We start from the raw sequence: 21,911 nt of genomic DNA, 5'->3' as shown, positions 1-21,911 counted from the left end.
ACGGTTGTGCCGTGCAGGAGCCGTGCACGTATGTGCAGGAGGGATCTCTACAACTTGTCGAAGTGGGGCGTCCAGCAGTACCGTCGAAGGGTCCCGACGACGTGACGGCAACGAGCAGAACCCCTTCCACAGGAAGCATCTCAACGTGCACGAACAGCGCGCGGCGATCCCGACGGGCCCGGCCGCATGAACGACCTCCTCGATCCGCTCCTCCTGTCGCGGTGGCAGTTCGGTCTGACGACGATCTACCACTTCCTCTTCGTCCCGCTGACGATCGGCATGGCGGTCGTCGTCGCGGTGTTCCAGACGGCCTGGGTCCGCACCGGTCGCGCGCACTACCTACAGCTGACCCGCTTCTTCGGGCGCATCTTCCTCATCAACTTCGCGATGGGTGTCGTCACCGGCATCGTGCAGGAGTTCCAGTTCGGGATGAACTGGTCGGACTACTCGCGGTTCGTCGGCGACGTCTTCGGTGCCCCGCTCGCGCTCGAGGGCATCCTGGCGTTCTTCTTCGAGGCGGCCTTCATCGGCGTCTGGATCTTCGGCTGGGACCGCCTGCCGAAGAAGCTCCACCTGGCGAGCATCTGGTGCGTCAGCGCGGGCACGATCATGTCGGCGTACTTCATCATCGCCGCCAACGCCTTCATGCAGCACCCGGTCGGGTACGCGCTGAACGAGGCCAAGGGCCGCGCGGAGCTCACCGACATCTGGGCCGTCCTCGGCAACAAGGTCGCCCTCGCCGCGTTCCCGCACACCGTCTTCGCGTGCTTCATGGTCGCGGCCGGCGTGATCATCTCGGTCGCCGCGTTCCACCTCTCGCGCAACCAGAACCTCGAGACGATGATGCCGGCGCTCAAGTTCGGGCTGTGGACGATGGTCGCGGCCGGGGCGCTCACCGTCCTCACCGGGGATCAGCTCGGCCTGACCATGGTCGAGACGCAGCCGATGAAGATGGCCGCGGCCGAGGCACTCTACGGCACCGCGACCGGCAAGGACGCCTCGTTCTCGGTCTTCACCCTCGGCACCCCCGACGGTGTCCGCGAGCTGTTCTCGATCCGCATCCCGTACCTGCTCTCCTTCCTGTCGACCCACACGTTCACCGGCACGGTCGAGGGCATCAACGACCTGCAGGCGCAGTACACGCAGGTGTACGGCCCCGGGGACTACAAGCCGGTCATCTGGGTGACCTACTGGTCCTTCCGCTGGATGATCGCCCTCGGCGTCGGCGCCGTGATGGTGTCGCTCGCCGGGCTGTGGCTCACCCGCAAGGGCCGCTTCCCGCAGCAGCGCTGGATGTGGCGCATCGCGATCTGGGCGGTCCCGCTGCCGATGGCCGCGATGATCGTCGGCTGGGTCTTCACCGAGATGGGTCGTCAGCCGTGGCTCGTGTTCGGACTGCTGAAGACCGCCGACGGCGTCTCCCCGAACGTGACCGGCCTCGAGGTGCTCATCTCGCTCGTCGTGTTCACGCTCATCTACGGATCCCTCGCGGTGGTCGAGTTCCGACTCATCAAGAAGGTCGCCCAGGAGGGCCCGGCCGCTCCGGCCGCGGTCGACGAGGAGACCGGCGAGGTCGAGCACGAAGTGACGGTGTACTGAGATGGACCTGCCTGTTCTCTGGTTCGCGATCGTCGGACTGTTCTTCGTCGGGTACTTCGTGCTCGACGGGTTCGACTTCGGTGTCGGGATGTCCCTGCCGTTCCTCGGCAAGGACGACACCGACCGACGCGTGCTCATCAACACCATCGGCCCCGTCTGGGACCTCAACGAGACCTGGGTCATCGTCGCCGGAGCGTGCCTGTTCGCGGCGTTCCCGGAGTGGTACGCGACGATGTTCTCCGGCTTCTACCTGGCGCTGCTGCTCATCCTGGCCGCGCTCATCGCCCGCGGGGTGTCGTTCGAGTACCGCCACCAGGACAAGCGCCTCGAGTGGAAGCGCCGCTTCGACCTCATGATCATCGTCGGCAGCGCGGTGCCGTCGTTCCTGTGGGGCGTCGCGTTCGGCAACGTCGTGCGGGGGATCCCGATGGACGCCGGGCACGACTACACCGGCACCCTGTTCGACCTGCTCAACCCCTTCGCCCTGCTCACCGGCGTGACGACGCTCCTGGTGTTCTTCACGCACGGCGTCGTCTTCGTCGCGCTGAAGACCGAGGGGGAGATGCGTGAGCGGGCCATCCGGCTGGCGAAGCGCTCCGGTGTCCTCACCATCGCGGTGGCCGCCGCGTTCCTCGTCACGATGGCGTCCGTCCGCGCCACCCCGGCGTCGCTCGTGCTGTCCGCCGTCGCCGCGGTCGCGCTGGTGGTCGCGGTCCTCTGCGCCGCCCGCGGGCGGGAGGGGCGAGCGTTCACGCTCATGGCCGTCACGATCGGCGCGGTCGTCCTGGCCATGTTCACCGCCGTGTTCCCCGACGTCATGCCGGCGTCGAACGACCCGGCGAACAGCCTCACCGTCGCGAACGCCTCCTCCGGCGACTACACGTTGACCGTGATGAGCTGGGTCGCGGTGGTGTTCCTGCCGCTCGTGCTCGCGTACCAGGCGTGGACGTACTGGGTCTTCCGCAAGCGGGTCTCGCGCGCGACCGTCGCGCAGGCCGCGCACTGACCAGGAGGCCCGGATGAAGCCGCTCGACCCCCGTCTGCTCCGGCTGTCCCGGACCGCGCGCGGGTTCGTCCTCGCCGCCGCCGGGACGGGCGTGGTGCGGACGACCGCCACCATCGGGATCGCCTGGGGCATCGCCACGGCGGTGACCCAGGTCGTCGACGCGGTCCGGGACGGGCAGGTGCCCGGGACGTTCCCGGCCACACTCGCGCTCCTCGGCGCGGCGTTCCTGCTCCGCGCGCTCGCGGCATGGGCCACCGACGACCTGGCGGCGCGCGCGGGGGCCCGCGTGAAGAGCGAACTCCGCGCCGCCGTGCTCCGGCGCGCGGCCGAACGGGGCCCCGGGTGGCTCGCCGGTCGGTCGAGCGCCGGGTTCGCCACGACGCTCGGTCCGGGTCTCGACGCCCTCGACGCGTACTTCGGCCGCTACCTGCCGCAGCTCGCGCTCACGGCGGTCGCGACCCCGGTCCTCGTGGTCGCGATCGCGCTCGGGGACCTGACGAGCGCCGTCGTCATCGTGTGCGCGATGCCGGTCATCCCGGTCTTCATGGTCCTCATCGGTCTGGCCACGCAGACACTGCAGCGCCGTCAGGCGGACGCGCTCGCCCGACTCGGCGGGGCGTTCACGGAGGCGGTCGAGGGCCTGGCGACCCTCAAGGTGTTCGGACGGGCCCGGCGGCAGGTCGGTCGGATCGACCGGGTCACCGACGAGTACCGCCGCGGCACCCTGGGCGTGCTCCGACTGTCGTTCGTCAGCGGGTTCGCGCTCGAACTCGCCGCGAGCCTGTCCGTCGCCCTGGTCGCGGTGTCGATCGGCATCCGGCTCGTGGACGGGTCGCTCGGCCTCGGCGCGGCGATGTTCGTGCTCGTCCTCGCACCCGAGGCGTTCGCCCCGATCCGGCAGGTCGGCGCCGACTTCCACGCGGCCCAGGACGGGGTCGAGGCCTCGCAGGCCGTCCTCGACGTGCTCGCCGAGCCTCAGCACGCCGACCCGCAGCAGGCCGTCCCCGAGTCGTCGACGGTGCCCAGCCGGCCGACGGGGACCGGGGACGCCGGCGCGCTGGTCCTCAGCGGCGTGACCGTGCACCGGCCGGACGTCGTCATCGGCCCGGTCGACCTGACCGCTCCCGCCGGGACCGTGGTCGCGCTCGCCGGACCGAGCGGATCCGGCAAGTCGAGCCTCCTCGCCGCACTCCGCGGTGTGCTCCCGCACGAGGGCACGGTCGTCGTCCCCGGTCCGGCCGACGTGTCCGTGGCGGACCGGACCACCTGGGTGGACCAGCGGGCGCGGCTCGTCCGCGGCACCGTCGCCGAGAACGTGACCCTGTCCGCCGCCGGAGGCGACGCCGCACAGGTACGGAGCGCGCTCGGTGCGGTCGGGCTGGGCGTGGACCCGGGCCTGGCGGTCAGCTCCGGCGGTGCCGGACTGTCGGGCGGTGAGGCGCAACGCGTCGCCGTGGCGCGCGGGCTGTACCGGGCCGCGGCCGCCAGCACGCCGCTGGTGCTCCTCGACGAGCCGACGTCGGCGCTCGATGCCGAGTCCGAGGCGCTCGTGGTCGCCGCCGTGCGGCGGCTCGCGGACGGCGGCGCGGTCGTGGTCGTCGCCAGCCACCGTCCGGCCGTCGTCGCAGCGGCCGACGTCGTCGTGTCGACCACCCCCGACGGCTCGGTCGCCGTCCGGACCGCGCAGGCGGTGTCCGCATGAGCGCGCCCGACGGCACGACCGGGACCGCCCGGGAGGCCCGTCCTCCGTCGGTCCTCCGGCTCGCGATGCCCCGTGGTCGCGGATGGGCGAAGGCGGTCGCCGCCGGCGTGCTCAGCGCGTTGTGCGCCGTCGCGCTCCTCGCCGCGAGCGGGTACCTCATCACCCGGGCCGCCGAGCACCCGCCGATCCTGTACCTCACCCTCGTCATGGTCGGCGTCCGCGCCTTCGCGCTCGGCCGCGCCGCCCTCCGGTACGTCGACCGCCTGTCCGGTCACGACGCATCGTTCCGGCAACTCGCCGTCGTGCGCACCGAGATGTACCGCAGACTCGCCTCCGTCGCGCCGGCCGGACTCGGGTCGTCCGGTCGCGGCGACCTCCTGACACGGCTGGTCACCGACACCGACCGCCTGCAGGACCTGCCCATCCGGGTGGTCGGCCCGCTCGTCTCGGCCGGGGTCACGGCTCTGCTCTCCGTGGTCGCGGTCGCGTTCGTGTCCCCGCCGGCCGCCCTCGTGCTCCTGCTGGCGCTCGGCGTCGCCGCGCTCGTCGGCACGGTCGTCACGAGCGTCGTCGCGACCCGGTCGGACCGGGAGACCGCTGCGGACCGCGGGCACGTCGCCGACCTCGTGCTCGACACCGTGCGGACGCTCGACGTCTTCACCGCGTACGGCACCCTCGAGGAACGGCTCGCGCACATCGCGCGGCTGGACGACCGCGTCACGCGTGCCGTCCGTCGCCGCGGGGCGGTGGAGTCCCTCGTCGGCGCGCTCGTCGGGCTCGTCTGCGGTGCCGCCGTCCTCGGTGTCCTCGCCGTCGGTGCGCCCGCGGTGGTGTCGGGTGCCCTCGACGGTCCGCTCTGGGCGCTGGCGGTGTTCGTCCCGCTCGCCCTGTCCGAGGTCGTCGGCGTCGTGCCGCTGGCGGTCCTGACCCTGCGCCGTGTGCGCGCGGCCGCGGAGCGTGTCGAGCAGGTCGTGCCCGCCGAGCTACCCACCGGCCTGGTGCCGGAGCCGGACGCCGCGGCCTCCGCCGAGGAACTCGCCGCGCCCGCGACCGTGGCCGTCCGCGTGCGGGACCTCTCCGTCCGGTGGCCCGGTGCCGCGGCACCAGCGGTGGACGAGGTGTCGTTCGACCTCGAGCCCGGTGAGGTCGTCGTGCTGCGCGGGCCGAGCGGGTCGGGCAAGTCGTCCCTCGTCGACGCACTCGTCCGGTTCGTCGAGCACACGGGCAGCTACACGCTGGACGGCGTGGAGGCGCGGACGCTGCACCCCGACGCCGTCCGCGCCCGGGTGGGGTTCATCGAGCAGGACCCGTTCGTGTTCGACCAGTCGGTCCGCCAGAACCTGCTGTTCGCCAGGGACAGTGCGACGGACGAGGACCTGCTCGCGGTGCTCGACCGCGTCGGTCTCGGCGAGTGGGTGGCCCGTCGCGGTGGACTCGACGCGGGCGTGGGGGAGCGCGGGGCGCTCGTGTCCGGCGGGCAGGCCCACCGACTGGCGCTCGCGCGGGCGCTCCTGCACGCGTTCCCGGTCCTCGTGCTCGACGAACCGACCGCCGACATCGACCCCGACCTCGGCGACGCCGTCCTGCGCGACCTGGTGTCGACGGCCCGCGCAGCGGGGCGCACGCTCCTCGTCGTCTCCCACGTGCCGGTGCCGGCCGACCTCGTCGACCGGACCCTCCGGATGGCGGACGGACGCCTGCTCGCGGCGTGAGCCGACCGGAGGACGCAGGAGGAGCCTCCCGGCTTGTATCGTTGTGGACCGTGACCATCGAGCAGCACGTCGAGGACCCGCACACCTACGACTTCCGGCGCATCCAGGAGAAGTGGCAGGCACGGTGGGAAGAGCTCGGCCTCTTCACCGCCGACCCCGACGACAAGCGCCCGCGCAAGTACATCCTCGAGATGTTCCCGTACCCGTCCGGTGACCTGCACATGGGGCACGCCGAGAACTGGGCGCTCGGCGACTTCGTGGCGCGGTACTGGCGGCAGCAGGGCTTCAACGTGCTCCACCCCATCGGCTGGGACTCGTTCGGGCTGCCCGCCGAGAACGCGGCGATCAAGCGGGGCGTCGACCCGAAGGACTGGACCTACGCGAACATCGCGCAGCAGAAGGCCTCCTTCAAACGCTACGCGCCGTCGTTCGACTGGTCGACCGAGATCCACACCTCGGACCCCGAGTACTACAAGTGGAACCAGTGGCTGTTCCTCAAGATGTACGAGAAGGGCCTGGCGTACCGGAAGGACAGCTGGGTCAACTGGGACCCGGTGGACCAGACCGTCCTGGCCAACGAGCAGGTCCTGCCCGACGGCACCTCGGACCGTTCCGGCGCCGTCGTCGTCAAGAAGAAGCTGACGCAGTGGTACTTCAAGATCACGGACTACGCGGACCGGCTGCTCGACGACCTCAACCAGCTCGAGGGACGGTGGCCGTCGAAGGTCATCGCGATGCAGCGCAACTGGATCGGCCGCTCGGTCGGCGCCGACGTCGACTTCGTCATCGAGGGTCGGGACGAGCCCGTCACGGTCTTCACCACGCGTCCGGACACCATCCACGGTGTGACCTTCCTGGTCGTGGCGCCCGACTCGGACCTGGCCGCGGAACTCGTCGCCGACCCGTCCGTCGACGACGCCACCCGCGCCGCCTTCCAGGAGTACCTGGTCGCCACGCAGAAGGCGTCGGACATCGACCGGCAGAACGCCGACCGCCCGAAGACGGGTGTGCCGCTCGGCCGCTCGGCGATCCACCCGCTCACCGGGGAGCGCCTGCCGCTCTGGGCTGCCGACTACGTCCTCGCCGACTACGGGCACGGAGCCGTCATGGCCGTCCCCGCCCACGACCAGCGCGACCTCGACTTCGCCCGCGCCTTCGACCTGCCCGTCAAGGTGGTCGTCGACACGAACCAGGCCGTCACCGGCGCGATCCCGGTCATCTCCGAGGGTGCGACGCTCGAGGACCTGCCGGCGCTCGACCCGGTCTCCACGGGGGAGGCACTCACCGGGCAGGGCCGGATGATCAACTCCGGACCGCTCGACGGCATGAGCAAGCAGCACGCCATCACCGCGGCGATCGGCCTGCTCGAGGAGCGCGGCACCGGACGCGCCGCCAAGACGTACCGCCTGCGTGACTGGCTCATCTCCCGCCAGCGCTTCTGGGGCACCCCGATCCCGATCATCCACGGCGAGGACGGCACCCAGTACCCGGTGCCCGAGGACCAGCTGCCCGTGGTCCTGCCCGACACCGAGGGCCTCGACCTCAAGCCGAAGGGCACGTCGCCCCTCGGTGGCGCGACCGAGTGGGTCAACGTGCCGAACCCGGTGGACGGCAGTCCCGCCCGCCGCGACCCGGACACGATGGACACCTTCGTCGACTCGTCGTGGTACTTCCTGCGCTTCCTGTCCCCGCAGGACGCGACGCAGGCGTTCGACCCGGCGCTCGTCAACAAGTGGGCCCCGGTCGACCAGTACATCGGCGGCGTCGAGCACGCGATCCTGCACCTGCTCTACGCACGCTTCGTCACGAAGGTGCTCTTCGACCTCGGCTACCTCGACTTCACCGAGCCCTTCTCGGCGCTGCTCAACCAGGGCATGGTGCTCTCCGGTGGCTCGAAGATGTCGAAGTCGAAGGGCGGCGTCTCGCTCGGCGACGAGCTCGACACACACGGCGTCGACGCGATCCGTCTCGTGATGGGCTTCGCGGGACCGCCCGAGGACGACATCAACTGGGAGGACGTCTCGCCGGCGGCCTCCGCACGCTTCCTGGCCCGCGCGTACCGCATCGCCGTCGACGTCACCTCGACGCCCGACGCGGTGTGGTCCACCGGGGACCGTGGTGTCCGCCAGGCCACCCACCGTTTCCTGTCCGACGCCCCGGGCCTGATGGAGTCGTTCAAGTTCAACGTCGTGATCGCGCGGCTCATGGACCTGGTCAACGTCACCCGCAAGGCGATCGACAGCGGCCCCGGCGCCGCCGACCCCGCCGTGCGCGAGGCCGCGGAGACGATCGCCCTGGGCCTGAGCGTCTTCGCGCCGTACACCGGCGAGGAGATGTGGCAGACGCTCGGCTACGACTCGCCGGTCGCGACGTTCGGGTGGCGGAAGGCCGACCCGACGTTGCTCGTGCAGGAGACCCTGACCGCGGTCGTGCAGGTCAACGGCAAGGTGCGCGACTCGTTCGAGGTGTCGAAGTCGATCGAGGCGGACGAGCTCGAGCAGCTCGCCCGGGACTCGGCGGCTGTGCAGCGGTACATCGGGGACCGGGAGATCGTGAAGGTCATCGTGCGGGCGCCGAAGCTCGTGAACATCGCGATCAAGGGGTAGCAGCCGGGGCATGCCGTACGCCAGGCGTGCGCCCACCGCCTCCGGCGTCGTCGCCGTGTCCCGGCCGAGACCGAAGTCACGGCCAGGACCGACCAGCGCAGCGACCGGTACGGTACCGATGTGAAGCCACAGCGACCGTGGCCGCGGTGGTTCGCCCTGACCACGATGGTCTCGTCGAGCCTGCTGCTGCTCGTGGGCATCGTGAACGCGGTCCTCAACACGGCGAACATCGGCTCGTGGCTGTTGTTGGTCGTCGTGATGCCCATCACCCTGCGGCGAGCCGTGTGGAGCCTGCGGAACCAGGACGAGCGTTGAGACCGCAGGTCCGTCCCAGCGTGCCAGGCGTCGAGCAGAGGGCGTCCCTCCACATCTGACCGGGGAGCGGCGGTCGTCCACAGGCGCACCGTTCGGGCCGGATCCGGGAACCGGGCTCCGTAGCGTTCCGGCATGTCCCGCTTCGCGCTCTCGCCCCGTGCCGCCCTGGTGCTCGTCGGCGTCGTGGTGCTGGTCGCGGTCGGCGTGGTCTGGCTGGGCGGGGGCGCCGACGGCGACGGCAGCGTCGGCACGGGCGTGACGGTGGTGTCGGGCGCGCCGACGGTGGCCGCGTCCGACGACGGCGGAGCTGCCGCTGCGGGGGCGACCGGGACACCGGTCGAGCCGAGCGTGCAGGCCTCGAGCGGTGCCGCGGGTGCGGGAGCGTCCGCGCCGGACACCGTCGCCGTCGTGTACGTGGTCGGGGCGGTGGCGCATCCCGGTGTGGTGCGGGTGGCCGCGAGTGACCGGGTCGCCGATGCACTCGACGCGGCCGGGGGAGCCGCGGCGGACGCCGACCTCACCCGACTGAACCTGGCGCGGCCCGTCGTCGACGGTGAGCGGCTGTACGTCCCCCGCGTCGGGGAGACCGAGGTGCCCGCCGAACTCCCGGCGGGCGGTGGCGGCGGAGGTGCGACCGGAACCGGAGCCGGGGTGGACGGGGGACCATCGGCGGACGCGGTCGTGGACCTCAACACCGCCGATGCCACGACGCTCGAGACGCTCCCCGGGATCGGTCCGGCCATGGCCCAGCGCATCCTGACCTGGCGGGAGGAGCACGGCGGCTTCCAGGCCGTCGAGGACCTGCTCGAGGTCAGCGGCATCGGCGACGCGCGCTTCGCTGAGCTCCGGGACCGGGTGCGCGTGTGAACACGAGGACGACGGGTGCGAGCACGGGGTCGACGGGTGCGAGCACGGGGTCGACGGGGGTGCAGACGCCTCGGACGGCGCCGCACGAACCGCGCGCACGCGACCTCGACGTCCACGGTGCCGTCCCGGTCGCGGCTGGCCGGGGGCAGCGCGCCTCCGTGGCCGATCTCCGGCTCGCCGGGCCGGCCGCAGGCACGTGGGTCGTCGTCGCGCTCGTGGTCGGCGCTCCCCATGCAGCTGCTTGGATCGGTGCGGGGGCGGCCGCTGTGGCAGTGGTGGCGCTCGTGACGGTCGTGCTCCGACGCCGGGAGGGACCGGCGCGGTCGGGCAGCCTCGCCGTCGACCGACGACCCTCCGGACCGGGTGTGACCGCCTCGGTGCGGGCAGTGGCGGCCCTGGTGCTCACGGCCGCGCTCCTCGTCGCTCTGGTGTCCGTGGCGGTCGCGGTGGGCCAGGGACGACGAGAGCCAGCGGCGGTCCGCGCCGTGTCCGGCCGGACCGTCCACGCGCAGGTGCGTCTCGACCGTGACCTCCCGCCCGCGGACCGGTCCGTGGTCGGGACGCTCCTGGCGGTCGGAGCGCGCACCCCGCGGCACGACGGCCTGCGCGTCCCGGTCCGGATCGTGCCCGCGCTCGACGAACCGCGTCGGGAGGCGCTCGCGGCCGGGTCGGTCGTCCAGGTGCGCGGTCAGCTCGAGGCCGACGAGCCCGGAGCGCCGACGGCGTTCGTCCTCTTCGTCCGTGGTGACCTCGGTCCGGCCGCACCGCCGCACGGCCTGCTCGGCGGCACCGCAGCCGCCCGGTCCGCCTTCGTCGCCGTCACCGCCGACCTGCCGGAACCCGGTGCCGCACTGCTCCGCGGGTTGGCCATCGGCGACCGGTCCGGACTCGACGCGGACACCGAGCGCGCCATGGAAGCCGCTGCCCTGACCCACCTCACTGCCGTCTCCGGGTCGAACTGCGCCGTCATCGTCGCGTTGGTGGTGCTGCTCGGACGGGCGGTCGGTGCTCCTCGTGCGGCGCGTGCCGGCGCTGCCGTCGTGGTGTTGCTCGGGTTCGTGGTGCTCGTGCGGCCGGACCCGTCCATCACCCGGGCATCAGTGATGGCCATCGTGGCGCTCGTCGTGCACGTGACCGGGCGGCCGGTACGCGGTGTGCCGCTCGTCGCGCTCGCGGCCATCGGGATGCTCGTCGCCGACCCGTGGGTGGCGCGGTCACCGGCGTTCATGCTCTCGGTCCTGGCGACCTCCGGGATCGTGGTCCTCGGCCCACCGCTGACGGAGCTGCTCACGCGGCGGTTCTGGCCCCCGGTGGCCGCCGCGGTCGCCGTGCCCGTCGCCGCACAGATCGCGTGCTGGCCCGTCACGGTCGCGCTGTCTCCCACGCTACCGACCTACGCCGTGCCGGCCAACCTGCTCGCCGAGGTGCTCGCACCGGTCGCGACCGTCGTGGGGCTCGTGGCGTGCCTCCTCGCCCCGCTGTGGCCGTCCGGAGCGCAGCTCCTCGCGACGGTCGGGTGGGTCCCCGCCGCCGGCATCGGGGAGATCGCGGACCGCGCCGCGGCACTGCCGGCGGCCTCGGCCCCGTGGCCGGCTGCCCCGGTCGGGGTCCTCCTCGCGACCGTGGTCTGCGCCGCGCTGGTGGTCGCGGTGCTCCGTCCAGGGCGGGTCCGACGGCTGGCCTGTGTCGGAGCGGCGGTGACGGTCGTCCTCGGTGTCGGTGCGGTCACCGTGCCCGACGTGCTCGTCCGCAGTACGGTGCCGACGGGCTGGACCACCGCGATGTGCGACGTCGGCCAGGGCGACGCGACCCTGCTCAGGAGCGACGGGCAGACGGCACTGGTCGACACCGGCGACGACCCTGAGCGACTCCGGGCGTGCCTCACCCTGCTCGGCGTCGAGCACATCGACCTGCTCGTCCTGACGCACTTCGACCGTGACCACGTCGGTGCGGTCGACGAGGTCGCGGGTGAGGTGGACATCGCCCTCGTCGGACCGGTCGGCCGGCCCGCGGACGTGCGCGTGGTGTCCGAGCTCCGCACGGCCGGTGTCGACGTCCGCCGCGCCGCCGACGGGACCGGGGGCGTGCTCGGCGACCTGCGGTGGCGGGTGACCTGGCCACCAGCGGGCGACGACCGTTCGGGCAACGCGGCGAGCATCGTCCTACGGATCGACCCGGCACCGGGCCGGCGCTGCCCGGGGTGCACGACGGCGCTGTTGCTCGGGGACCTGGGGGAGGACGCGCAACGGCGGCTCCTGCGGACGGCGCCACCGGAGACCCTGTCCCCGGTGGACGTCGTGAAGGTCGCGCACCACGGATCCGCCGACCAGGATCCGGACCTCTACCGCGTGCTCGCCGCCCGTGTCGGATTGATCGGCGTCGGGGCGGACAACGACTACGGGCACCCGACGGAGCGGGCGCTGGAGATGCTCGTCGCTGCCGGCACCACCCCGTACCGGACGGACCGGTCGGGCACGATCGTCATCCGGGGCGGAGAGCCGACGGACGGGGGCGACGGTGCCGATGACGGTGCTCCCGGCGGAAGCGCCGGTCCGGCCGGTCCTCGCCCGCTCGAGGTGTGGACCGAGCGCCACGATGACGACGACGGTCCGGACGAGGGCATCCGCCGCACCGGCAGCAGGCCCGCAGCCCCGGTCTCCGTCGTCGGCCCGGGCCGTCGGCTGACGCCCGTAGGATCGAGGCGACCCCGACCGCTGCCGACCGTGCAGCGGGAGGGCCGGCGTCGCCGCCCAGCACCACCGGAAGGACCCGCATGCCCGCCAAGAAGCCCGCGCGCGCCGCAGCGAAGATCGACCAGGTCCCGTGGTCGGCGATCCGTCCCGCCCCGGTCGTCCTGGTCACCGGTGCCGAGACCTTCCTGGCCGAGCGCTCGATCGGCATGCTGCGCGACCTGCTCGTCGGTGAGGACCCGGCACTCGAGGTCCACGACCTCGAGGCCGACCAGTACGCCCCGGGCCTGCTGGCGACCCTGGCGAGCCCGTCCCTGTTCGGCGAACCCCGTCTCGTGCGCGTCACGAACGTCGAGAAGTGCACGGACGCCTTCATCACCGAGAGCATCTCGTACCTCCAGGGTCCCGCCGACGACGTCACCCTGGTGCTCCGACACGGTGGGGGAGTGCGGGGCAAGAAGCTCCTCGACACCATCCGCAGCGGGGTCGGTGGCGGCATCGAGGTCCAGTGCGACGAGATCAAGCGCGACACCGACCGGATCGACTTCGTCAACGCGGAGTTCCGCGCCGCCCGTCGGAAGATCGCGCCGTCGGCGGTGCGGACACTCGTCGCCGCGTTCGCCGACGACCTCGCCGAACTCGCCGCCGCGTGCCGGCAGCTCCTCGCCGACGAAGCCGACGAGATCACCGACCGCACGGTCGACAAGTACTACGGCGGCCGGGTCGAGACGAACGCGTTCAAGGTGGCGGACATCGCCCTCGCCGGTCGGTCCGCCCCGGCGATCGTCGAACTGCGGCACGCCCTCGCGACCGGTGAGGCACCGGTCCCGATCGTCGCCGCCTTCGCGAGCAAGATCCGCACGATGGCGAAGGTGAGTTCCTTCCGCGGCTCGAGCGGGCAGGCCGCTTCCGCGCTCGGCCTGGCGCCGTGGCAGGTGCAGCGCGCTCAACGGGACGTCGCCGGGTGGAGCGAAGCCGGCCTCGCGAACGCGATCACGAGCATCGCCGAGGCGGACGCCGCCGTGAAGGGCGGCTCCCGTGACGCGCACTTCGCCCTCGAGCTCATGGTCCGCACCATCGCCCGGCGCGGCGAGGCCCGCTGACGCTTCCGGGCCTCCCGGCCGAGCGTCGGCGCCGCCGCGTCTGCGCGCCGACCGCCGATGCCGCCGCGTCTGCGCGCCGACCCCGATGCCGCCGCATCTGCACGCCGACCGTCGATGCCGCGGCGCCTGCGCGCCGACCGACGGCGCCCCACGCGCCGACCTCGACCAGCCGCGGTTCCGTCCGGCTGCGCACAACGACTTCCCGTTCGAACCGCTGATCCCCGTGGTGTGGACCGGATCCGGCGGGCGGAAACCAGTTGACGCCGCGCGGCCGCACCGCACCGCACCGCACCGCACCGCACCGCACCGCACCGCACCGCACCGCACCGCGGCCGCGCCGCAGCACCCGGGAACGACGAAGGCCCCGCACCACCGGTGCAGGGCCTTCGGTCGTCAGCGACTCAGATCAGAGCGTGGAGACCTTCTTCGCGATGGCCGACTTGCGGTTCGCGGCCTGGTTCTTGTGGATGACACCCTTGCTCACGGCCTTGTCGAGCTTCTTCGCGGCGAGCGACAGGGCGGCGACGGCCTTGTCCTTGTCGCCCGAGGCGATGGCCTCGTTGGTGTGACGGATGTACGTCTTCAGCTCCGACTTGTACGCCTTGTTGCGGTCGGTGGCCTTCTGGTTGGTCTTGATGCGCTTGAGCTGCGACTTGATGTTCGCCATGCGTGTTGCTCCTGGTTTCGTCTCGGACGGGTGGTTGCGATCCCGGGTAGAGGGGCCCTTCGTCGCATCGCGTTCCACCCGTGGGCGACGGAACGCGTAAGCCAGCCAGCAACGTTACCAGGCCGACCCCGCGTCACCAAAGCGCAACACGTCGGACACGCGGCGGGATCGTGACGGGTTACGGTGACGGGATGCCGTCCCTCGCGCCCCGCATCGACACCGTCCCGCCCTCGGGCATCCGCCGGGTCTTCGAGCAGGCGTCACTCCTCGACGACGTGACGATGCTCGTGATCGGCGAGCCGGACGTCCCGGTCGCGAAGCACATCGGTGACGCCGCCCGCCGCGCATGGGCCGAGGACCGCACCGACTACGGCCCGAACGGCGGCATCCCGCAGCTGCGCCAGGCGATCCAGGAGAAGCTCCGGCGCGAGAACCGGGTGGACGTCGACCTCGAGCAGGTGTGGGTGACGGTCGGGGCGACGCAGGCGCTGTTCACCGCGATGACGCTCGTGCTCTCGCCCGGGGACGAGGTCCTCGTGCCGGATCCCGGGTACACGACCTTCACGATGAACGCGCACATCATCGGTGCCGACCCGGTGCCGTACCAGTTGTCGCCGGCGCACGGTTTCGAGCCCGACCTGGCCGCCCTGGAGGCGCGGATCACCGACCACACGCGCGCCATCGTCGTCAACTCGCCCTCCAACCCCCTCGGCTCCGTCTTCGGCGAGCAGACGCTGCGGGACCTGCTGGCCCTCGCGAAGCGCCACGACCTGTGGGTGATCAGCGACGAGGTGTACGAGTACTTCACCTACGGCACCCGGCACGTCAGCCTGGCGTCGCTCGACGAGGACGACCGGGTGTTCTCAGCCTTCTCGCTGAGCAAGACGTACGCGATGACCGGCGTCCGGGTCGGGTACCTCGTGACCCCGAAGGGCCTCGGTCCGACGATGCGGACCGTGCAGGAGTCGATCATCAGCTGCGTGGCCGAACCCGACCAGTGGGCCGCCCTCGCGGCGATCGTCGGCGACCACTCGCCCGTGCAGGACGCCCGCGAGCACTACCGCCGGAACCTGGAGGTCGCGACCGGCGTGCTCGACGCCGCCGGCATCCGCTACAACGACCCGAAGGGCGCGTTCTACCTCTGGATCGACGTGTCGCACGCGACGGACGGGGACGTCGCCGAATGGGCGCTCGCGTTCCTGCAGCGTGAGCGGGTCGCCGTCGCACCGGGCAGCGCGTTCGGTCGGACCGGCGAGGGCTGGATCCGCGTCTGTCTCGCGGCGACGCCGGAGGACCTCCGTCGCGGTCTCGGGGCCCTGCCGACGCCCTGACCGTCCACGGACACCCGCACACTGCGCGCCGCCGAGGCGCGAGCATGGGACAATCGTCGGACCGTCCGACCCACCCCGAGGAACCGTGAGCCCACAAGCATCTGCGCCGCTCGAGCCCGCCTCGACGCCGGCCGCCGCGATCCGCAACTTCTGCATCATCGCGCACATCGACCACGGCAAGTCCACGCTGGCCGACCGCATGCTGTCGATCACCGGCATCGTCGAGGACCGGGCGATGCGTGCGCAGTACCTCGACCGGATGGACATCGAGCGCGAGCGCGGCATCACGATCAAGTCCCAGGCCGTCCGCATGCCGTGGGAGCTCGACGGCGAGACCTTCGCGCTGAACATGATCGACACGCCGGGCCACGTCGACTTCTCGTACGAGGTGTCCCGCTCCCTGGCCGCGTGCGAGGGCGCGATCCTGCTCGTCGACGCCGCACAGGGCATCGAGGCCCAGACGCTCGCGAACCTGTACCTGGCGCTCGAGAACGACCTCGAGATCATCCCGGTCCTCAACAAGATCGACCTGCCGGCCGCCGAGCCGGAGAAGTACGCCGCCGAGCTCGCGCAGCTCATCGGCGGGGAGCCGGAGGACGTGCTGCGGGTCTCCGGCAAGACCGGACAGGGCGTCGCGGAGCTGCTCGACCGCGTGGTGCGGACCGTCCCGGCGCCCGTCGGCACGGTCGACGCCGCACCCCGCGCGATGATCTTCGACTCCGTGTACGACAGCTACCGCGGTGTCGTGACGTACGTGCGCATGATCGACGGTTCGATCAAGCCGCGCGAGAAGGTCCAGATGATGTCGACCAAGTCGACGCACGAGATCCTCGAGATCGGGGTGTCGAACCCGGAGCCGACGCCCACCAAGGGGCTCTCCGTCGGCGAGGTCGGGTACCTCATCACCGGCGTGAAGGACGTCCGCCAGTCCAAGGTCGGTGACACGGTCACGAGCGCGCAGCGTCCGGCGACCGAGGCACTGTCCGGGTACACGGACCCGAAGCCGATGGTGTTCTCGGGCCTCTACCCGATCGACGGCAGCGACTACCCGGTGCTCCGTGAGGCGCTCGACAAGCTGAAGCTGTCCGACGCGGCGCTGGTCTACGAGCCGGAGACGTCGGTGGCCCTCGGCTTCGGCTTCCGCTGCGGCTTCCTCGGCCTGCTGCACCTCGAGATCATCACCGAGCGGCTGCGGCGCGAGTTCGACCTCGACCTCATCACGACCGCGCCGAGCGTGGTCTACGAGGTCACGACCGAGGACAACACCGTCACCGAGGTCACGAACCCGTCGGAGTTCCCGACCGGCCGCATCGTCGAGGTCCGCGAACCGATGGTCCGCGCGGCCATCCTCGCCCCGAAGGACTACGTCGGCGCGATCATGGACCTCTGCCAGCAGCGGCGCGGGTCGCTGCTCGGCATGGAGTACCTCGGCGAGGACCGGGTCGAGATCCGCTACGAGATCCCGCTCGGCGAGATCGTGTTCGACTTCTTCGACCAGCTGAAGAGCAAGACGCAGGGCTACGCCAGCCTCGACTACGAGCCCACCGGCGACCAGGCGGCCGACCTCGTGAAGGTCGACATTCTGCTGCAGGGCGACCAGGTCGACGCCTTCAGCGCGATCGTGCACCGTGAGAAGGCCTACGCGTACGGCACGCTGATGACCGAGCGCCTGCGGAAGCTCATCCCGCGCCAGCAGTTCGAGGTCCCGATCCAGGCCGCGATCGGCGCCCGCATCATCGCCCGCGAGAGCATCCGCGCGATGCGCAAGGACGTCCTGGCGAAGTGCTACGGCGGTGACATCACCCGGAAGCGCAAGCTCCTCGAGAAGCAGAAGGAGGGCAAGAAGCGCATGAAGACCATCGGTCGGGTCGAGGTGCCGCAGGAGGCCTTCATCGCGGCGCTCTCCGGCGACGTGGAAGAGAAGAAGAAGTGAGCCGCGGGCAGCACCGGACGGCGCTGACCTACGGCGCGGTCGGCGCCACCCAGGCCTCGGACCTGATGACCTACCCGCCGGAGGGCTTCACGCCCGCCGAGTCCCGCGCCCGCATCGGGCACGGTGACCAGCGCTTCGAGACCGCCGTGATGCAGGCGCTCACGTGGCAGATCCAGGAGCGCAGCGGCATGGGCGTGCGGGTCGAGGACGCGCCCGAGGACGACGAGGTGCGGTACAACCCGGTCACGTTCGACGAGCACGGCGTCCCGATCGCCCCGGCCTCCATCGGGTCGGCCCGGGTCGAGCGGACCGCGCCGGACGGCACACCGCTCGTGACGGCGGGCACGACGGCGACGCTGACGATGCACGCGTTCGGGCAGACGGTGCACGCACCGGTGCGGGTCGTGGCGATCATCGACGAGCGCGACCGGAAGGGCTTCGCCTACGGCACCCTCGAGGGGCACCCGCTGTCGGGCGAGGAGTCCTTCGTCGTCGAGCGCACGCCGGACGGGTCGGTGTGGCTGCAGGTCCGGCAGTTCTCGCAGCCGGCGAGCCGGAAGTGGCGTTTCGTGGCCCCCCTGGTGCGCCGCCAGCAGCGCGTGATGGCCGAGAAGTACCTCGCCGCCCTGCGCGGCGACTGACCAGGCCGTCACCCACCCGGGCGACCCACCTGACGGACCGACGTCGGGCCTCCCGGCCTGGAGGCCCGCAGCGGGTCCGACGCTCCGGTCACCCCTCCCTAGGCCAGCGGCGCGAGACGCGCGATCGCGTCCTCGATGAGGCGTGCGTCCGCGACGCAGTCGCGGGCGACCGCCACAGCGCTCGTCGCCCGGAGTGCGTCGACGTCGTAGACGCCGGTCGCGACCGCGAGGAACGGGATCCCGACGGCGTCCGCGGCCTCGCCGTCGCGGGGCGTGTCGCCGACGATCACCGCCCGGGTCCCGCTGAGTGCGGCGGCCGCGAGGGCCGTCACCCCGGACCGCTCGACCTGCTCGTCCCCGAAGTACGAGTGGTCCCAGTCGAAGGCGTCGACGTCGAAGCCCGCGCCGAGCAGCTTGATCCGGGCACGGTGGGCGGAGTTGCCGGTGAGCAGGCCGTTCCGCCAGCCGATCGCGGCGAAGTGCCGGACGAGGTCGATCGCGCCCGGGGCGGGTGTGCGGCGGTCCCCGGACCGGTGACGCTCCTCCGACAGGTCGCGCAGGTGCCCGCTCACCGTCGGCACGAGCTCGTCCTCCAGGTGGTGCGCTCGGACGTGCTCGACGATGATGCCGGCGTCGGTCCGGCCGTGCTGGTGGCCGACGAGCAGCGGTAGGTCGCGACCGAGCGCCCGCTCGAGCGCCAGGTGGTACAGGTTGCCCGGTGACGCGGCGTTGCGCACGAGCGTGCCGTCGATGTCCCACAACACCGTGGTGGGGACGGGGGCCGGGGGAGTGACGGGCTGGTGCTCCATGCCGTCCATGATGACGGAGAATGGACCCCATGCCGAGTGCTCTCCCGATCGCCGACCCCGCTCCCGCGGACGGACTGGTCGAACCGGCCCCCGGGACCGGCGAGGTCCCCTTCGGCGTCTACGTCCACGTGCCGTTCTGCCGGGTGCGCTGCGGGTACTGCGACTTCAACACGTACACCGCGTCCGAGCTCCGCGGGGTGCGGCGTGACGACTACGCCGGGCACGCGCTGCGGGAGATTGCCTTCGCCGACCAGGTGCTCGAGCGCTCCGGCATCCCGCGCCGCCCGGTCTCGACGGTCTTCTTCGGCGGTGGCACCCCGACGATGCTGCCGGCGTCCGACCTGGCGATGATCCTCAGGGCGATCGAGGACACGTGGGGCATCGTCCCCGGGGCCGAGGTCACGACCGAGGCGAACCCGGACTCCGTCGACGCCGACTCGATCGCCACCCTGCAGCGGGCGGGCTTCACGCGGATGAGCTACGGCATGCAGTCCGCGGTCCCGCACGTGCTCGCGACCCTCGACCGCACGCACGACCCCGAGCGGGTGCCGGTCGTCGTCGACCTCGCGAAGCAGCAGGGTCTCGACGTCAGCCTCGACCTCATCTACTCGACGCCGGGGGAGTCCCTCGACGACTGGCGGACGTCGCTCGACGCCGCGATCGCCTGCGCGCCGGACCACGTCTCGGCGTACTCGCTCATCGTCGAGGACGGCACCGCGATGGGCCGCGCGGTCTCGCGGGGGGAACTCCCCGCACCGGACGACGACCTCGCCGCGGACATGTACGAGCTCGCGGACCGGGTGCTCCGGGACGCCGGGTACGACTGGTACGAGGTCTCGAACTGGGCGCGCGGCCCGCAGCACGCGAGCCGGCACAACCTGTCCTACTGGAAGGGCCACGACTGGTGGGGCGTCGGCCCCGGTGCGCACTCGGCGGTCGCCGGGACGCGCTGGTGGAACGTCAAGCACCCGGCCGCGTACGCGAACCGGGTGTTGCAGGACGTGTCGCCGGCGGCCGGTCGCGAGACGCTGGACGCCGAGACACGGTACGTGGAGCGCGTGCTGCTCGCCGCGCGGGTGCGCGGTGAGCTGCGCATCGACGAACTCCGCCAGGAGGCCCGGAGCCGCGTCGCCGGGCTCATCGCACGTGGGCTCGTGGACGGTCGGGCTGCGCTCGGCGGCTCCCTGGAGCTGACGTTGCAGGGTCGCCTGCTGGCGGACGCCGTCGTGCGCGACCTGCTCGACTAGCTCCCGGACGAGGTCAGGGCTTGAAGAACTCGATCGAGAGCGGGTACTTGTAGAACTGGCCCTGGTTCGCGGCGATGGCCGCCATGATGCCGAACACGATCGACACGATCGCGGCGGCTGCGATGACGAGGAACCCGATGCCGAGCACGGACGTCAGGCCGCCGGCGAAGTAGGCGATGGCCATCGTGATGTGGAAGTTCAGTGCCACCCGGGTGTGCTCGCGGACGAACTGTCCGCGGTCCCGCAGCACGAGGTAGGCGACGAGCGGGACCAGGATGTTGAAGAAGATGCCGCCGACGTGCGTCAGGGTCGCCCAGAGGCGCTGGTCCTCGGGGGTCATCGGCTGCGGCGGCTGGTACCCGGCCGGGTACTGCTGCCCGGGGCGCTCCCACCCGCCGTACTGCTGACCGTTGCCGGGCTGCTGCCCACCCGGGTACTGCCCTCCGGGGTACTGCCGTCCGTCGGGCTTGCCGTCCCGGTGCTGCTCGGGGCCGCCGGGCTCCTGTCCGTAGCTCATGCCCGCAGCGTACCGAGCCGCCTGTGCAGAAGTCCCGCGACGTCGGCGGTCAGGCGTAAGATCAGCACTCGACCGGTGAGAGTGCCAGCCGGTCGCAGGTCAGCACGAGCGGAAGGGGAACCGGTGGTCAGCGAACGCAGTCTCGAGGTCCTCAAGGCCATCGTGCGCGACTACGTCGCCTCCCGTGAGCCCGTCGGCTCGAAGACGATTGTCGAGCGGCACGCCTTCGGCGTGAGCGCGGCCACGATCCGGAACGACATGGCGCAGCTCGAGGACGAGCAACTCATCATCGCGCCGCACACCTCGTCGGGGCGGGTGCCCACCGACAAGGGCTACCGGGTGTTCGTCGACCACCTCGCGGCCGCACGACCGCTCTCAGGTGCCCAGCGTCAGGCGATCGAGACCTTCCTCGGTGCGTCGAACGACCTCGACGACGTCCTCACCCGGACGGTCCGGCTGCTGAGCCAGTTGACGAACCAGGTCGCGCTCGTGCAGTACCCCACGATGGGTCACGCCCGCGTGCAGCACGTCGAACTGGTCCGTCTCGCCGACACCCGGCTCATGGTGGTCCTCATCACCGACACTGCCCGGGTCGAGCAGCGCGTGATCGAGACCGACGTCCCGTTCGACGAGTCCGCCCTGACCGAGGTGCGGTCCGTCGTGAACGGTGCCACGGTGGGCCTGCCGCTGCAGGATGCACCGCACGCGCTCCGCGCCATCCCCGGTCAGCTCCGTCCGGAGGTCCAGCCGCTCGCCGGTGTGGTCGTGGCGAGCCTGGTCGAGCAGGTCGCGGCGAACCGTCAGGACCGCCTGCTGATGGCCGGCGCGGCGAACCTGGCCAAGAGCGAACAGGACTTCTCCGGCGGACTCTTCCCGGTGCTCGAGGCGATCGAGGAACAGGTCACCCTGCTCCGCTTGTTCGGGGAGATGCAGGTCGACGACATCGCGGTCGCGGCGAGCATCGGTGCCGAGAACGCGGAGTACGGTCTCGACGCGACGAGCATCGTCGCGGGCGGCTACCTCGCCGCGCGCGGCGAGATCGCCAGACTCGGCGTCCTCGGTCCGACCAGGATGGACTACGGCACGAACATGGCCGCTGTCCGAGCGGTCGCCCGCTACCTGTCGCGGCTGCTCGGCGAGAACTGACCGCCGCGTCCGTCACCACC

Annotated in this window: 16 protein-coding genes and 1 pseudogene; 14 read left to right on the top strand and 3 right to left on the bottom strand. The window is 71.8% G+C overall.

All coding sequences use genetic code 11. The features are described 5' to 3' along the window. Positions 1 to 186 precede the first annotated feature (186 nt). The 9 genes and pseudogenes from DEJ16_RS13035 (at position 187) to holA (ending at position 13,600) form a co-directional block, all read left to right on the top strand. On the top strand, positions 187 to 1,599 hold the full coding sequence (locus DEJ16_RS13035; protein WP_110825299.1) for a cytochrome ubiquinol oxidase subunit I: 1,413 nt from the start codon (positions 187 to 189) through the stop codon (positions 1,597 to 1,599). Position 1,600: 1 nt separating this feature from the next. Continuing rightward, positions 1,601 to 2,605 (top strand): cytochrome d ubiquinol oxidase subunit II, encoded by a 1,005-nt coding sequence (gene cydB / locus DEJ16_RS13030; protein ID WP_110825300.1) that lies wholly within the window; start codon positions 1,601 to 1,603, stop codon positions 2,603 to 2,605. A gap of 13 nt (positions 2,606 to 2,618) precedes the next feature. Then, a complete protein-coding gene (gene cydD / locus DEJ16_RS13025; protein ID WP_110825301.1) occupies positions 2,619 to 4,307 on the top strand; it encodes a thiol reductant ABC exporter subunit CydD in 1,689 nt (562 codons plus the stop codon). After that, positions 4,304 to 6,019: a thiol reductant ABC exporter subunit CydC gene (gene cydC, locus DEJ16_RS13020; protein ID WP_110825302.1), complete on the top strand. Its 1,716-nt coding sequence runs from the start codon at positions 4,304 to 4,306 to the stop codon at positions 6,017 to 6,019. The genes cydD and cydC overlap by 4 nt, the downstream gene beginning before the upstream one ends. A 50-nt stretch (positions 6,020 to 6,069) precedes the next feature. After that, the gene (gene leuS / locus DEJ16_RS13015; RefSeq protein WP_110825515.1) at positions 6,070 to 8,625 is read left to right on the top strand and encodes a leucine--tRNA ligase; all 2,556 of its coding nucleotides are present in this window, start codon (positions 6,070 to 6,072) and stop codon (positions 8,623 to 8,625) included. Between the two features lie 120 nt (positions 8,626 to 8,745). Further along, positions 8,746 to 8,940: a hypothetical protein gene (locus tag DEJ16_RS13010; RefSeq protein WP_110825303.1), complete on the top strand. Its 195-nt coding sequence runs from the start codon at positions 8,746 to 8,748 to the stop codon at positions 8,938 to 8,940. A 132-nt stretch (positions 8,941 to 9,072) separates the two neighbouring features. Next, a complete protein-coding gene (locus tag DEJ16_RS13005) occupies positions 9,073 to 9,807 on the top strand; it encodes a ComEA family DNA-binding protein (protein WP_181419593.1) in 735 nt (244 codons plus the stop codon). A gap of 911 nt (positions 9,808 to 10,718) precedes the next feature. After that, positions 10,719 to 11,792: pseudogene (locus tag DEJ16_RS16135) on the top strand (ComEC/Rec2 family competence protein); the annotation flags it as partial. A 788-nt stretch (positions 11,793 to 12,580) separates the two neighbouring features. Further along, positions 12,581 to 13,600 carry a DNA polymerase III subunit delta gene (gene holA / locus DEJ16_RS12990; RefSeq protein WP_110825304.1) on the top strand — a complete coding sequence of 340 codons (1,020 nt, stop codon included), beginning with the start codon at positions 12,581 to 12,583 and terminating at the stop codon, positions 13,598 to 13,600. Between the two features lie 406 nt (positions 13,601 to 14,006). On the opposite strand, the gene rpsT is transcribed toward holA, so the two are convergent. Then, complete coding sequence (gene rpsT / locus DEJ16_RS12985; RefSeq protein ID WP_110825305.1) at positions 14,007 to 14,267, bottom strand: 30S ribosomal protein S20; 261 nt, start codon at positions 14,265 to 14,267, stop codon at positions 14,007 to 14,009. A 191-nt stretch (positions 14,268 to 14,458) separates the two neighbouring features. Here rpsT and DEJ16_RS12980 point away from each other — a divergent pair, with 191 nt between their 5' ends. The 3 genes from DEJ16_RS12980 to DEJ16_RS12970 all read left to right on the top strand — a co-directional run bounded on the left by DEJ16_RS12980 (position 14,459) and on the right by DEJ16_RS12970 (position 18,172). Beyond that, positions 14,459 to 15,598: a pyridoxal phosphate-dependent aminotransferase gene (locus DEJ16_RS12980; RefSeq protein ID WP_110825306.1), complete on the top strand. Its 1,140-nt coding sequence runs from the start codon at positions 14,459 to 14,461 to the stop codon at positions 15,596 to 15,598. An 85-nt stretch (positions 15,599 to 15,683) separates the two neighbouring features. Beyond that, positions 15,684 to 17,531, top strand: coding sequence for a translation elongation factor 4 (gene lepA / locus DEJ16_RS12975; RefSeq protein ID WP_110825307.1), 1,848 nt, complete (start codon positions 15,684 to 15,686; stop codon positions 17,529 to 17,531). After that, entirely contained in the window at positions 17,528 to 18,172 is a 645-nt protein-coding gene (locus tag DEJ16_RS12970) for a DUF1990 family protein (RefSeq protein ID WP_258365974.1), read from the top strand. The genes lepA and DEJ16_RS12970 overlap by 4 nt, the downstream gene beginning before the upstream one ends. Before the next feature lie 98 nt (positions 18,173 to 18,270). Here DEJ16_RS12970 and DEJ16_RS12965 read toward each other — a convergent pair whose 3' ends face one another. Continuing rightward, complete coding sequence (locus DEJ16_RS12965) at positions 18,271 to 18,981, bottom strand: HAD family hydrolase (RefSeq protein WP_181419592.1); 711 nt, start codon at positions 18,979 to 18,981, stop codon at positions 18,271 to 18,273. A 29-nt stretch (positions 18,982 to 19,010) separates the two neighbouring features. Here DEJ16_RS12965 and hemW point away from each other — a divergent pair, with 29 nt between their 5' ends. Then, positions 19,011 to 20,228 carry a radical SAM family heme chaperone HemW gene (gene hemW / locus DEJ16_RS12960; protein WP_110825309.1) on the top strand — a complete coding sequence of 406 codons (1,218 nt, stop codon included), beginning with the start codon at positions 19,011 to 19,013 and terminating at the stop codon, positions 20,226 to 20,228. Between the two features lie 13 nt (positions 20,229 to 20,241). Here hemW and DEJ16_RS16005 read toward each other — a convergent pair whose 3' ends face one another. Beyond that, complete coding sequence (locus DEJ16_RS16005; RefSeq protein WP_258365973.1) at positions 20,242 to 20,745, bottom strand: DUF4870 domain-containing protein; 504 nt, start codon at positions 20,743 to 20,745, stop codon at positions 20,242 to 20,244. Between the two features lie 123 nt (positions 20,746 to 20,868). Between DEJ16_RS16005 and hrcA the strand changes: the two genes are divergently transcribed. Next, entirely contained in the window at positions 20,869 to 21,891 is a 1,023-nt protein-coding gene (gene hrcA / locus DEJ16_RS12950; RefSeq protein WP_110825310.1) for a heat-inducible transcriptional repressor HrcA, read from the top strand. The last annotated feature ends 20 nt before the right edge of the window (positions 21,892 to 21,911 follow it).

It is taken from the genome of Curtobacterium sp. MCJR17_055 (assembly GCF_003224335.1).
Lineage (GTDB): Bacteria > Actinomycetota > Actinomycetes > Actinomycetales > Microbacteriaceae > Curtobacterium.
This window is presented reverse-complemented; position numbering and strand designations above follow the sequence as displayed.